10 protein-coding genes and 2 pseudogenes are annotated in these 14,800 nt (G+C 37.0%); 6 read left to right on the plus strand and 6 right to left on the minus strand.

Annotated features, from left to right (window positions below; translation table 11 throughout):
• Window positions 1-630: 630 nt before the first annotated feature.
• The 3 genes from FJG96_RS07195 to FJG96_RS07205 all read left to right on the plus strand — a co-directional run bounded on the left by FJG96_RS07195 (window position 631) and on the right by FJG96_RS07205 (window position 3,153).
• Entirely contained in the window at window positions 631-969 is a 339-nt protein-coding gene (locus FJG96_RS07195; protein ID WP_139413363.1) for a P-II family nitrogen regulator, read from the plus strand.
• 57 nt (window positions 970-1,026) lie between these two features.
• Window positions 1,027-2,436, plus strand: a complete 1,410-nt coding sequence (gene glnA, locus FJG96_RS07200) for a type I glutamate--ammonia ligase (protein ID WP_139413364.1) — start codon at window positions 1,027-1,029, stop codon at window positions 2,434-2,436.
• Between the two features lie 156 nt (window positions 2,437-2,592).
• The gene (locus FJG96_RS07205) at window positions 2,593-3,153 is read left to right on the plus strand and encodes a hypothetical protein (RefSeq protein WP_139413365.1); all 561 of its coding nucleotides are present in this window, start codon (window positions 2,593-2,595) and stop codon (window positions 3,151-3,153) included.
• Between the two features lie 44 nt (window positions 3,154-3,197).
• Here FJG96_RS07205 and FJG96_RS07210 read toward each other — a convergent pair whose 3' ends face one another.
• Entirely contained in the window at window positions 3,198-3,995 is a 798-nt protein-coding gene (locus tag FJG96_RS07210; RefSeq protein WP_139413366.1) for an ATP12 family chaperone protein, read from the minus strand.
• A 263-nt stretch (window positions 3,996-4,258) separates the two neighbouring features.
• On the opposite strand from FJG96_RS07210, the gene FJG96_RS07215 reads away from it, so the two are divergent.
• The 3 genes from FJG96_RS07215 to FJG96_RS07225 all read left to right on the plus strand — a co-directional run bounded on the left by FJG96_RS07215 (window position 4,259) and on the right by FJG96_RS07225 (window position 6,692).
• Window positions 4,259-4,492 carry a hypothetical protein gene (locus FJG96_RS07215; protein ID WP_246046911.1) on the plus strand — a complete coding sequence of 78 codons (234 nt, stop codon included), beginning with the start codon at window positions 4,259-4,261 and terminating at the stop codon, window positions 4,490-4,492.
• 83 nt (window positions 4,493-4,575) lie between these two features.
• Window positions 4,576-5,436 carry a DMT family transporter gene (locus tag FJG96_RS07220; protein WP_246046925.1) on the plus strand — a complete coding sequence of 287 codons (861 nt, stop codon included), beginning with the start codon at window positions 4,576-4,578 and terminating at the stop codon, window positions 5,434-5,436.
• Window positions 5,433-6,692, plus strand: coding sequence for an ATP-grasp domain-containing protein (locus FJG96_RS07225; RefSeq protein WP_139413368.1), 1,260 nt, complete (start codon window positions 5,433-5,435; stop codon window positions 6,690-6,692). Before FJG96_RS07220 ends, FJG96_RS07225 begins: the two co-directional genes overlap by 4 nt.
• Before the next feature lie 537 nt (window positions 6,693-7,229).
• Here the strand turns inward: FJG96_RS07225 and FJG96_RS07230 are convergent.
• The 5 genes and pseudogenes from FJG96_RS07230 to FJG96_RS07250 all read right to left on the minus strand — a co-directional run.
• The gene (locus FJG96_RS07230; RefSeq protein ID WP_139413369.1) at window positions 7,230-9,983 is read right to left on the minus strand and encodes an autotransporter outer membrane beta-barrel domain-containing protein; all 2,754 of its coding nucleotides are present in this window, start codon (window positions 9,981-9,983) and stop codon (window positions 7,230-7,232) included.
• A 759-nt stretch (window positions 9,984-10,742) separates the two neighbouring features.
• Window positions 10,743-10,955, minus strand: a complete 213-nt coding sequence (locus FJG96_RS09105; RefSeq protein ID WP_246046912.1) for a hypothetical protein — start codon at window positions 10,953-10,955, stop codon at window positions 10,743-10,745.
• Window positions 10,956-11,341: 386 nt separating this feature from the next.
• Window positions 11,342-11,743, minus strand: a complete 402-nt coding sequence (locus tag FJG96_RS07240) for a hypothetical protein (protein ID WP_139413370.1) — start codon at window positions 11,741-11,743, stop codon at window positions 11,342-11,344.
• A 374-nt stretch (window positions 11,744-12,117) separates the two neighbouring features.
• Window positions 12,118-12,521: pseudogene (locus FJG96_RS07245) on the minus strand (hypothetical protein).
• Window positions 12,518-14,377, minus strand: a pseudogene (locus FJG96_RS07250) (hemagglutinin repeat-containing protein); the annotation flags it as partial. The pseudogenes FJG96_RS07250 and FJG96_RS07245, both read right to left, overlap by 4 nt.
• Window positions 14,378-14,800: the final 423 nt, after the last annotated feature.

Below are 14,800 nucleotides of genomic sequence, written 5' to 3' on the forward strand. Positions count from 1 at the left end.
CCAATTCCAGACGCTTATTTAAAAAATATTTCCCAATGCTCTAAAGCTCATTTCACGACATCCCCTGAAATGGCATTTTGATACATCAATTATTGTATACCAACATCTTTATATTTATGGCAGGATAAATCGTCGCTATCATGATATTTACCAATATTTTCTACTCTCCATTACTACCTCAAAGCCCTTACATTTGAAATGTCATTCATTATCGGTATTTTATTTCTCTCTTAACCGTTTTTATCCACACCTCGTACGACTGAATAATATACAAAGATATTTTTTAAATTGATTGATGATAAAAAGATCTAAAGTGAAAAAAAATCACGCTATTAGAGTTTCTCATTCAATATGAGAAACGTTTAATTATCTTTATAAATCAATGTATTATTCAATAAAAAAGAAAAAACTCTCTTATTATATTATTATTTTAATTCTATACAAAGAATTGTAAGATTTTTTCCAAAACAACAGCATTGCGCTTTATTCTACAAAAAACTCTCCTTCAAGAGCATAGAGCGTCATTTTTTTCGAGTTTTTGTGCACAAAGTATCTGTTGGACATCTTAGAGTTGTCAATATAATGTGATGCAGTCTAAAAAGACAAAATAACGTTGGAGATAATTTCAGCATGAAAAAAATTGAAGCCATTATAAAACCTTTCAAACTTGATGAAGTAAAAGAAGCGCTTCAAAAAATTGGCCTACATGGTATTACAGTCACAGAAGCGAAAGGTTTTGGTCGTCAAAAGGAACATACAGAACTTTATCGTGGTACGAAATATGTTGTTGACTTTCTGCCTAAAGTAAAGATTGAAATTGTTGTATCCGATGAAAAACTGGAACAAACTGTTGATGCAATACGCAAAGCAGCACAAACAAAACATATAGGAGATGGAAAGATATTTGTTTTTTCCATTGATGATGCCATTCATATAGGCACTGACGAAACTGGGATCGATGCTCTTTAATCAACAACGAAAAATTCACCTTTTATCACCCTCAACGCCATATTAAGGAAATTGAATATGACAACCGCATCAGATATTATCAAACAGATTACAGACAACGAAATCCGTTTTGTTGATTTACGTTTTACTGATCCACGAGGAAAATTGCATCATATTACAATGGATATCGCAGAAATCAGCGAAGATACCTTTAGTGATGGTGTTATGTTTGATGGTTCCTCAATTGCTGGTTGGAAAACAATTAATGAATCTGACATGGTTTTAATGCCTGATCCCCAAACGGCGCATATTGATCCTTTTTTTGCTCAGTCTACTTTGGTCATATTTTGTGACATCCTTGATCCTGTCTCTGGTGAGTTTTATCGTAGAGATCCTCGTTCTATCGCCAAAAGAGCTGAGGTTTATATGAAATCTTTAGGTATTGGAGATACAATCAATATAGGCCCAGAAGCAGAGTTTTTTATTTTTGATGATGTGCGCTATAAAACGGACCCTTACAACACAGGGTTTAAACTCGATTCAAGTGAACTTCCTTCCAATGATGATACGGAATATGAAACAGGCAATCTAGGACATCGTCCACGAATGAAGGGAGGCTATCTTCCTGTCCCACCGATTGATTCCTGCCAAGATATGCGTTCTGAAATGCTCACAGCACTCAAAGATATGGGGGTGCAGGTTGAAAAACACCATCATGAAGTAGCTGCCGGTCAACATGAGTTGGGGATTCGTTTTGACACGCTTGTTCGCGAAGCTGATAAGATGCAAATTTTTAAATATGTTGTGCATCAAATAGCAAACAGCTATGGAAAAACAGCAACTTTTATGCCAAAGCCTATTTTTGGTGACAATGGCTCAGGAATGCATGTCCATATGTCCATTTGGAAAGATGGAAAACCCATTTTTGCGGGAAATGAATATGCCGGCCTCTCAGAAACATGTTTATTTTTTATTGGTGGTGTTATTAAGCACGCAAAAGCAATCAATGCCTTTACCAATCCATCCACAAACTCCTACAAGCGCTTAGTTCCTGGTTATGAAGCTCCTGTCCTTCTTGCCTATTCGGCACGTAATCGTTCTGCTTCTTGCCGTATTCCAATGAGTTCTTCGCCAAATTCAAAACGCGTAGAAGTTCGTTTTCCAGACCCAACAGCAAATCCCTATTTAGCATTTGCAGCCCTCTTAATGGCTGGTCTTGATGGCATCAAAAACAAAATTCACCCTGGACATGCTATGGATAAAGATCTTTATGATCTTCCCTTAAAAGAACTCAAAGATATCCCTACCGTTTCAGGAAGTCTGCGTGAAGCGCTTGAAGCGCTCGACAAAGATCGTAGCTTTCTAAAAATGGGCGATGTTTTTGATGATGATCAGATCAATTCCTTTATTCAAATAAAGATGCAAGAAGTCTTGCGTTACGAAACAACGCCTCATCCTGTTGAATTTGATATGTACTATTCTGTTTAAAAAATCAATACGTATTCTTTTGATTTTTAAAATGGGGGCGAAAGCCTCCATTTTTGTGGATATCTGTCTCATGCCAGAGCATGAGAAGCTTTTTTCTTATCTGCTTTTCCTTTATAATCATTTTGGATTTTTTTAAATTGACTAACGAGGTTTCTAATGCTGCGAATTTGTTTTCTCGTTCCCGTTTTTTTATACATGATCACTATCGCACCGATAACGCAAGCAAGTCCCATGAAAAACCCAATATTTCGTCTCTTTGAAGAAGAAATATTAGCTTACAGTGAAGCACTTCAAAACGCCAATGCGAATGCCATTTTAGATGCTATCCCTCCCCAAATTATCAACAGCTTCACAGCCAAAAAAAATCTTAGCCGATCACAATTTCGACTCATCATGAACAGCCAAATAGAACGGTTGACAGAACGTTATAAAATTGAAAGTGTACACATCAATCAAGAGCAAAGACGTGAAGGCGAACTTGATAATGGTGTTCTTTATTTTGTTATACCGGTAGAGTTTGTAACGACAACAAATTCTGGGCAAAAATGCTCTATCCAAACTGAGATTATCGCTCTACTTAACCATCCCCACCTTGGCTATCCTCAATGGTATTTTATTCATGGGAATGAAGAAGCGCTCTTAGACATAACAACTGAAGCATTTCCTGGACTTAAAAAAATTAAAATCAATCCTCTAAAAATTACAAAAATACAATAATTAAAGAGAATGTATATAAATAAAGGATTTAACTTTATAAACAATTATAAACAAGTTCTAACAATTGTAGCAGCAGCATTAAATTCAACTTTTTTATGAGCGCGACACACCATTGCTTCCTTATCCGTTCCCCATTGTTCCATCATCCAATCTTCATCTAAATGGGCAATAGACCAAGCATGATCCGCATCAATTTGTCCCGCAGCAACCGCAAGAGCAATAAGAGCAGATCCCGTTAAAGTTGTCATCACATGGAGTGCAGCAAGCATATAAGGGGACTCAACGCGACGCAAATAATGACTCACAGCTTGAAGTGCTTCTGGTGATTGTTCCACATGCATCAACCCTTCTGTCAAATAAAATCGTGCACCAAGTTTTTCTTCTGCCCAATCCAATAAAGGATCCCATTGCTCAGATTGCTTTTGCACCAACCCTCTAGGAGTTTGTGCACGATAAAAGATCATATCACAAGCAACAAAACGCAATAAATCCTCAAAAACAACTTGCATATCATCAGCGATACCATCAATAACAGTATTAACCAGACGCGTCATCGGCATTGTTGCTGGATCAATAACGTTCTTTTGGCTCTCAAATTCCTGAGCAATGAATTCAGCAAACACTTGCGTTGGTACAAGAAAATGACGCTTTGCTGGTGTCTTAACCGGACGTTCATCTAACAAGATCGTAAAGCCTCCCTCCTCACAAGCAATTTTCACTTCTCTATAAAACCGTTTAGGATGAGGTTGGCATGAAAGGTTTTGAGTCTTTTGGACAGAACTATCTTTATTTAAACTATTTTTATTCAAGGGCCTATCAAAATGATTCAAAATTTCACGCATATTGTTTTACCTCTGACATTTCAAAAAAATGACTTGTTTTCAAAGCTCTCTGTATCTGATTTAAGGTTTAAATTGATTTCTTTCTCTACCTTACAAGAAGGAAAAAATTCTATTAATCCAAACCGATTTTAAAATATATCCTTTATTGAACAAACAAGACAATGCCTTTCTCCATATATACAGCAACAGTTGTTAGAATAATTTTTTTAAAAAATTTGTTTTTCTTATATCTTGCTTTTAGAAATATTGATTCGAAACAAACATTGATTAAAACGATTCAAGATTATATTCAATTTGACTTAGAGCGTCTTAAGAAAGTAATATCACTGATAATTACAGATATAGAAGCACTTGAAACATTAGATGATGACGCTTATTTGGCAGGGGCTAAGGATTATATCCAAAATAATCTTGGAAAACCAAAAACCTCACAGTCACGATTTAATTTTTCAACATCACACTATGCACAGCGCGTTATTGGGGGATTAAATCGTTGAATTTCTTAAAAGGACGGTTATTCTTATTTACCTTTGCCATTCTCGCATTGTTTTCCATAAGTTGGTTATTATCTAAGAATTTGGTGAGCAATATACCTGTCATGCATGCGGTTGGACTGAGGTTGTGTGCGACTGCTGTAGCCTTATGGTTGATGGCACTTTTTCGTGAGAAAGCTATTTTCAGATCCCTTCCCTTGCTTTCCATGATACCTTCTTTTTTAATTCTATCGGTGTTAGGATTTTCGCTATATTTTATCTGCAGTTTTGGTGCATTAAAATCACTCAAAGCCAGTGATTTAACCATGGTTTTAGCCACTATTCCAGGCATTACCTATCTACTGGGGACTCTGACGAAGTGCCTTATGTTCTCATGGTTCAAGCTTATCGGTATGATCATTGTCAGTGTAGCAGCTATAGCATTTAATATAAACAGTGTAGAGGGTGAATCTTACAGCCTAATAGGAATAGCTCTTGCTTTAATAGCAGCGCTTTCTTACTCTACATATGGTTTATTGTCTAAACGTTATCTTAAAAATTTACCTTTGCTCACCTCATTGGCTTGGATCACGACAATTTCTGCAGCATCGTTTATGCTATTCTTCATTTTTGATCCCACCCCACTCTTCTATCTTAAGTTAGAAGATATATTGAAAATATTGATTTTAGCAACTGTTTGCTCAGCACCCGTTTACGTATTGTACCAAAAAGTTCTCGCTGAGGGAGGCGTATTATATGCCAACACTATTGGCGTATTATCTCCTTTTGCAGTGGTTGCATGTGAATGGATCATCGGCTCGAGCCCTTCTCTCAATATGATCAAAATAATTGCCATGATAATGGCTGTTATAGGGATGTCACTCTTATTTATAGATGCATCAAAGGTATCTAAATGGCAACAGAAACGCCATTCCCAAAATTCCAAATTTAATGAGGAAATAAAATGAAAAAACTCGCGTTAGTTTGCCAACGTAATGCAAAACTACCCTTTATATTTGAAGCAGCACAAGCCGCTAATATTGAATTAGTCATGATCTATGATACCGCTGAAAGCACTCCTATTCAGCTCCCTGCAGCAGTCACTTCAACTTGGCAACTTCCTATTTTTGATAATCCAGAGGCAGCTCTAGACGCTTTTGCAGCAGGCGTAAAAGAACGCAATATTTGTGGGGTTATGACCCTACGTGAAGAAGCCATTCTATGGACCGCTTTGGCTGCCAAAAAAATCAATGCTCCAAGTATTGAACCAGAAGTAGCAGCATTAACCCGAAATAAATATCTCATGCGTCAAGCTTTTGCTAAAGCAGGGCTTAGAACACCAAGATTTCTTTATATAGATAATCCAGAAGACCTATCACAAGTGCATACCTTAGACTATCCGCTCGTCATTAAACCCATCTCTGGATGGGCAAGTACAGGCGTAATGTTAGCTAAAAATTCCACCAAACTTCCTGATCTCATTAAAGCAGTATGGAATGTTCAGCATAAAGACATGGCACGTTTTAACGATGCAAATAAACCTTTAGGTTTAGTTGTTGAACAGTATTTGTCAGGAAAAGAATTTGTCGTAGAATGTTTTGTTGATACAGCAGGTGTACATGTTCTAGCCGTTGGCGACAAAGGACAACCTGAAGGGCCATGGTTTGAAGAAACAATTTATCGTCAACGCTGTGATCTAGATGATCCTCTCGTTATTGCTTTATGTGAGGTTGCATGCTCTGGGGTGAAAGCTCTTGGTATAAATATGGGTGCTGCCCATGTAGAGCTACGCCTAGATGCCAATAACTTGCCTTATATCATTGAGATCGGTGCTCGTATCGGTGGATCAGGTGTCTCCCATTTTATTGTAGAGCAAGGCACAGGAGTTTCATTTGCAAAACTTTGTATGAATGCCGCTTTAGCTGAACAAAACCCCGACCTTCCTGATATACTCCCAGCTAAAAAAGTGGCTGCAAATTACATTATTCCTCTTCATGGGTATGGACATTTTTCTGGATTTTTAGGTCTCGATAAGGTTGCACAACATCCTCAAACCGCCAGAACAATAATTTTCTTTGAAACTAATCATATCTCACCACCTCCACCAGCATTTGGTGGATATCCTGGTTTTATTTTCTCTGTTCATGCCTCAGATCAAGAAGCACGCGATTACCATAAATGGCTTGATGATACCTTAAGGATTATATGGAAAACCGATATTTAAACACCCTGATAGAGATATTTCTACGACTCTTAATGTTGATATGAATCTTATCAATACAGGCAAAATCACAATGCGATTACCTAAAATTTTGCAAAAGCCTTCTCCTTAAAGGAGATGTTGAGTTTGATAGTGATCATTGATTCATAACTTTGCATACGCTCCATCTAAAAGAAGAGGTATTTACACACACTCACATGCTTTTAAAATGCTTCTTATAGTCTATAAAGCGAAGTAAGAATATGAAGTTGTGCATTTTACGCATCACCCCTCTTTGCTTAACGGCAAAAGCCCCCAATCAAAAATCAATACTCCTTCCTGTTATAATTGATATTCACCTCCCTTAAATAACGGTGTTTTACAGCATAATAGGATAACAGTGTTGCTATTTTAAAAAGCTAATGACGGATGCATCTCATATATTCGTAGCCCCAAAAATACAAATAGATTTAGAGTTTCATTGATAAATTTTTTTAAAGTATCTGAGCCTCCTATCAACCAGATAAAAAAATTTAAATCAACGTGATCCTTTCACATCTACTAAAAATGATAACGCAATCCACCAGAAAAACGAACGCCAGAAAAGCCTGCCTTGGTTAGCTTATGCTGATAGCTAAGATTACTGTGAAGTGACACTTTAGAAGAAAATTGTGCGTTAATCCCCAAACCTGCTTCTAAAGAAGAACCAAAAGCCCCTAACTGGAAAACATCTTTTAGATGAACAAATTGTTTTTCACCAAAACGATGAGCAAGATGAATATTGCCATTTAAAGAAATAATACGATCCTTTTCATATGCCGTAAATGTTTTACTTAAATACCCTCCAATACGCATCAACCATTGATCTGCTTTTTTCATCTCAACATCAAATCCATCAATATCACGAAACTTATCAAATTGAAGATGTTGATAAATAAGCTGAATCTGCGGATCAAAAAGAAGACCACCCTGTCCTGTCATAAACGCTTTACCAACAGACAACGAAACGCTCAGAGGATTTGCTTTTAATGTCGCCGTCTTACCCCAAGCATGAGTAAGAACATCGCCTTTAACCAAACCATAAGATAAAAGACCATCTCCATAAAAACCCGTATTGTGTTTCACACGACCGTATGCCGTAAATGTCCATTTATTAAACGGACTTTTTTGACTTTGTTCCACGCCACAAGGTTGTAAGGAAAGCTTTCCATAGGTTCCCATAATCCCAAAAGATATCGTACTATATGCCCTCTCTATTGTTTTGAATAAAATATCTGTTTCTATAGCGTTATAATCAACATTCCCATCGTACCCATATTCAAGGAGAGATAAATCTGAGACATAACGATAACTCCCACCGTAACCGTAAACAGATAATGCAAAATTCTCTTTACCTTTTAATAACTTACGAGAAATAGACCGTGTAGCTTGCAATTGCTTTTGTTGATTACGGATATCCATGAATCCAACATGAAACAAAGCATTTTGTAACAGAAGATAGGTCGGAACTTGTGGAACAACTTCTCTGATCTTTAACTTAGAATGAGGAAGATTAGACTCCCCTAAAGCAGGCTGAATATATTTACTTTCAAGGCGAAAATCCCAAAAATCTCCCTCTCCCTCAACCAATCTTTGAGAAGTTTGTGCTTGTCCAAGAGAAGAATCTGGACCATAGGCATGAAGATAATATTGGTAAGGCGAACCCTCTAATGCAATATAAGCACGATTTAATTGAAAAGAATCCTCTGCTGCTTTTCCAGAAACCTGAATAAGTGAAATACTCTGAGCATTTTCACTGGTTACTGTCTCCTCCAGATTTTCCGCAATAAATTGCACATAAACTGTTGTTTTTCCAGAAACATCACCCTGTATTAAAAGTCGATCAGTCTTTTTATTATCAAGCAACCCATCACGCCTGAGATAGGTATTGAGATAAATATCCGCACGATCTTGCGCACTATAAACTTCTTTCTCTCCTTTTCCGATATAAAGTGTCTGATACATGTGAAACATTGGAGTTTCAAAAGCGATAAAACTATCAGAAAGTTTTACAAATGAAATAAATGAACTTGTACGATTTGCAACGTGCAAATCTATCTCTCTTCTTCTTGTCAAAAACCATTTTGATCCTTTTGTCAAATAAAGCTCAACAATAGAATCGTCGGCAACACGAGTCCCTCCTATCAATGAAGAAGAATCAGCCAAAATCGCGACAGTCCCCCCTTTTTCAGCTGTTAATAATAAATCACCAGAAATTTTAGTGCCTTCTGTTACAGCAATATAACTCTGACTGTTATGACTATGAATAGCTGTTCCAGCAGGAACCTCAAAAACCGTCCTTTTCAAAAAAACAAGTCCCTGTTCGTACGCACTAGTCTCCCCTCCCGTTTCAAAACGCATACCATGCTTGTTTCCCATTGCCTTAATGGTTGAATCTTCAATATTCACCCGCGAGATTAAAAGATTTCCGTCCCTGCCGACAGCAGATTGTGTGTTAAAATCTTTTCCAACTGTTAAAACATGAACATCCGTAGAAACAATATTCGCCTTTTTTAAATAAACAGAGCCCTGTTGTTTTAAATTGAAAACTGTATGCGCAATTTTTTCATTTGTATTTTTTCTATCTTCTGTTTTTTGACGTTTTGAAGTAATGGTAACACCATCTAGAGTTGCACTCCCTCCTCTCTCTACATAAAGCGCAGCGGCATCATTCACATCAATAAATCCACCCTTCATCTGAACACCCGCATCAGCCGTAACAAAAAGGGCACTCTCTTGACCAATCCCCTGACCTTCCACTTTAATTTTTGTATCCGTTAACGTAACAGATGCTCCTACCTTCTCTGCATAAGCAGCGACCTGAGTAGCTTCAATTGTTCCACGATTGACCTCAATTATTCCACGATCAGCTTTAAGACCTATTGACACATTTTTAAAAGCTGAATCGCTCAAGACAATTTTTCCTCCTCGTGATGCAACCGCACCATAAATATCTTCTATACTTTCAGTACCTTCAACTTCTATACGCATTGCCTGAATAACTGTATTGGGCTCCTGTACTGCTATAGCAAAAGGCAAGGACAGAGAACTCTCCTCCTCACTCTTTGGTTGAACAAGTGCCGTGATCTTATATATTTTATCGCTAATTGTATGCTTTGCACCATCACTGCATTCATAGGGCAATTTGTTTTCTTCACATGACAGTGACACAAATGGGCGAGAATGTACTTCAATATCCATATTGAATAAAAAAGAAAAAATAGCTGCTGTAAAAACGCACGAATACAAGCGATTATGAGATACCTTGATTACCATTGCTTTTCAAAACTTTCTTTTTACAACAAAAACAAAAAATGTGAGCAAAACAATAAACGACAAATTAAATACATTAAGAATAAAATAAACAAAGTTATTTTATTTTTTTTGATAAGTGACAGCGTTTCATAATACGTTTTGTATTTTGTGTAAAGAAAGAACAAAAAATTTAAAAATACCCTTGAGAATAACAATTTCTTTAAAGATTCATCCTAAAAATATTGAGAGTTTTGGCACAAAACACCATAAAATTAATCTCAAACAATGCGAAAAAACCTGAATTTTGAAGAGATATAATGTTTAACTTATCTCATTTCCCAAAAATAAAAATATAACAAAATGAGAATAATTTTTAAGATTCAAACGATCAAAATATACTAATACAAATATCACATAATAAGATACAGTAAAATTTATAACCGCATCATTTCTTCAATAACAACACAAATCCAATAAAACTTTGCACTGAAATGGAAGCGAATGTACACAATTTCTACATTAAATCAGTGCTATTGAAAAAAAACTATTTATTACCGTTAAAGTAGCTATGTTAGCAAAACCATTCTTTGCCACTCTTTATATCAAATAAATTTTCAAATATTCCCCACTATTATCATCTGATAATAACACTATTACACTATCAAAGCCAATGAATATCACTATATCAAGAGGTAAAGAACTATATTTTCTCTTTCTTCTCCATAATATTTCATTCAATTACTGCTTTAAAGATGAATATTTCACTTTTTCAGAGTTTTTTTATTTTCTGACGTTTTTTATATCATTCCCAAGTCGTAACATCAGATCTCGCTCTTGTTTTGTCGAGTTGGTTACAGCAAAAGTATCATTTTCCATAATCTGCTGATACCCTGCTACCATTAAATTGACTAAAAATGAATCACTCCGCGGCACTGATGAAAAATAAATTCCCTTTAAATCTTGCAATTTGTAGCGATAATCTGCTTTAATCATGCACTCTAAATTGCTGCAAATTCATTTACACGCGAATCCATATTTTCAGAAGAAGCATAAATTGGTTTCCAGCCGTATTTTGATAGTGCTTGTTGGACCACAGACTTATCGACACTGGGACTTTCCCATAATGCAAAAGTCGATGAGAGAAGTTTACTGATACATCCAGCAGAATTTTATAAAACTATAGCACTAATAACTTCAATATTTTTTTCATTTTCCCCCTCCTTTAATAATTACAATAAAAAGGCTGATAAGTCTGCCAATATTTTCTCGTACGTAAAACAACTTTAGAGAGCATAGAGATCGTACATCGAAAAAGTATCCCCGCTTCGCCCCCCCTGCGAGAATAAGAAATACGAGGATTTGATTATAGCGACCTCAACTTAAGGCTGACATTCGGGTTGTTCTTTGTTCTCTTCACAATGAGGACTATTTAAGCGCCTCTCCACACTTCGCTGAGGAATAACAGCATCAGGCTGACAAATTGGAAGATTTTCATATTTCTCACACCATTTCACCCTTCCCAATTTATCTTGGAAACCTGCTTGTATCATGCATGCATTCACAGACTCCTCTGCATTGAACTTTTCATCGGTACTTTTTTCTGTATCAAGACGCCCATCAAGATGCTGCATTCCGCACTCTAACAAAGCTTTTTTAACCTCAAGTTGATCTGCACCAGACTTTTCCCATACATCTACAGCCGTTTGCGAAGGCTGTTCTGGGTAACACCCAGCCATAATAAGTAAGGCTATCCCGCTTAATAATTTTAAAATCTGCTTCATTTTCCTATCCTTGAATAATTTTGATATCACGAAACAATCTATAAATTATTTTACATGCTGCGTTTTCATTTCCAAAACAATGATAGACATTCTCACTCTTTATTATCATTTATCTTTTTCCGATGATTATGCCATTGGGTATTATATCAAAAATACAGTAAAATTACTACTAAAATCATATTCTATCAACGTTATGCTTATAATTACTCTCAATATTTTGATTATAATTGAAATAGATATTTTTATAAATTGTTGTCCTATATTTGTAGACGCTATAGATAAATAGCGTCAGGACGGTTGGTTGAAGAAACAATCCCGCACTGCCAAGGGAATACATGAATGTGGGGATTGTTACTTTCCATTAACAGTAAAACTTAAGGTTGGCATTTACGGCTATTTTTATATTTTTTACAAAACGGGCTGTTTAAGCGCCTCTTGACACTTCGCTGTGGTATAACAGCGCCTGGACGACAAATCGGCAAGTTTTCGGCTTTATGATTTCCACACCACCCCCCCCCACATCATATTTATAGCGGAATCCTGCTTGGAGCATGCAAGCATCAATGGTTGCCATTTGATTGAAACTACGATTATCGTTTTCTGGATCGCGATCATAAGGAGTTGGCATGCCACATTCTAACAAGGCTTTTCCTATCTCTGTAAAGTCCGCTCCTGGCTTTTCCCATGCCCCTATAGAAGATACAGGAGGTTTATTAAATTGGCATCCAGTTATGATCAACAAAGTTATTGCACTTAATAGCTTTTGAATTTGTTTCATTTTTTACTCCATGATTTACTTAAAGGAAATTGTTCTAGATGAGATGTACCGTAAAGTGTGTTGCACATAGCATTTGCATTTCCAAGACATGTGTGAACACTGTTGGGATCTGTGAACATTCTCCATGCTTCTTTCCAAGCATTGCTGCCAGCAGGTATTGTCTCATACGTATAGTCATTGCCGCCAATCCATCGGCTTACAAAGTCATATTTATGCCCATCAAAACCAACAGTGGTTTGTTTGCCACCACTCACATAAGATAACAGACCCGCTGCAACAAATGCATTAAAGGCTGGCGCATAGAGGTTGACCCTTGTATTGCCTGCTATATCATTTACACCTTCTTGTTTTAAAGAATTCAGCGTATTTCCCACTGTCATGCCACCGCGGCTATGGCCGTTAAGCTCCAACCCTGTATTGCCATAGCCAGACACCAGATTTTTTGCTTCTTGTGTTGAATTGGTCAGACCCCAAAAGTTATTTTCAAAAATCTTCTGATAGCCTGCAACCAGAAGTTCTGAGATAGCAGAATCGGCTTCTGGGAACACAACAAAATAAAGCGGTGCATTTTTATCCTTGGCATGTTGCTCTGCATAAACAGCAGCTTCCTCTGGTGGTGTAAAGATGCCATTGAGGGGCACATGTACCTTACCGTCAGCCCCCTCCTGTAAATGCTGCTTCTCTTCCTCCGTTAAATAATGAAACTTAGGAATTTTTTGCCCGCGGGCGTCTTCTATAGGTTCTCCATTTTCATCTGTTTTATAGATTATATTGCCCTGTTCATCACGGTCGACCACAGCGAGAGGGTGTTCTTTAAGAAACATGGTTTTATAGGAGTCATCGCTATATTTAAATCCTTCTTCCAGCAATTGGGTGGCCATCTCACGGTTTTCATGAACGATTTGTTCCAGTTTGCCTACATCGATGGGTGAGACGCCCTTATGGGCGTTGACGGTATCGCGATTAAGGGAAGCAATGGCTTGGTCCCCATTTTGCCCTGTCATTGCCATTTGCCCGTCTTCATTGGTTATCACAGTGGTAGCATCACTGATGGCGGATTTGGTGTAACCTTCCTCTTCATCATAGGCTTTAGAATGATCGAAGACATTTTTAACAATGTTTTTTACAACGCCATATTTGCCTTGATGTATCGGACCACCTGCTGAAATGCTAAAACCTTGGCTGCTGGCTGTAGCATGAGCACTGTTGATAATATCACTCGTCGCAATGGTTCCGGTGGTCAGTTTGTTTTTGTCTGCCGAGGCAGTGCTGGCAATAATGCCGCCGGTCAGCGTTGTTTTATCTTTAACGTTGATCTCAAAGCCGTCTGCCCCTGCTTTGATGCCTGATTGCTCCCCAACATTGTGATAATCACTAGAGGATTTGTCTTTTTGGAAAGAGGCGTTCATTGAACCTCCTCCACCCGTTGTTTCTGCACCAAATACAACAGAAACAGAATTTTGCTTGCTAAAGGTTTTTCCTGTATCACTGAGGCTGGTAATAGTGAGAGCGCTACCAACACCCATCTCTATAAGATTTGCAAAAAGCACTGCCCCCGCCAATGTGGTGTTTTGCCTACTGTTAGTATGAATAGTGTTAGTGCCTATAATATGGCTGTTTTTGTGTTGCACCTGTTCACTCGAGCCATTTCCTTTACTAAAAGAAGCATTCCCCATCCCCCCTGACCCACTCGTGCCGTAGCTGTAGCCAACATTCATGGAGGCACTTTGCGAATGATTTTGCGTTGTTTGCGTATTTTTTCCACTTTCAAAGGTGATATCTTACCCCGCTGTCAGATTAATATTCCTGCTCTGTTCATCTTTGCTCAGAGGGTTTGTGCCAGCGATAATATCCGCTTCTTTAATAACAAAATTTAAAAACTCAATTTTAAAAAAGCCTATAAAATAATTTATTTGGTTCAGTTGAGTAACGATGAAAAAAATACAAATCAAAATATAGAAACAATTCTCACAATAACTTCTCTTATGAAAGAGAACTTCATTAATAAGTTTAGAAAAAGATATTTTTTATAGCCTTGTATCTAATAAAACCTATTAGTACTGTTAGGCATTTTAATATAAAAACGTTTTAACATGAAATACTTATCTTGATAGTAATGTCTGATATTCATATGATGAAATTATTATTAATAGCTTACCATTAAAATAAGCAATAGTTTACAAAATATTCCAAAGCAAAACGATAACGAGCAGATTGTTTTCAATTTAAATTATTCCAATCTTTAGAAGATAACAATCGAATACCCGTTCTTCTGAAGA

The sequence above is a fragment of the Bartonella mastomydis genome, from assembly GCF_900185775.1.
In the GTDB taxonomy this organism is placed as follows: Bacteria; Pseudomonadota; Alphaproteobacteria; order Rhizobiales; family Rhizobiaceae; genus Bartonella; species Bartonella elizabethae.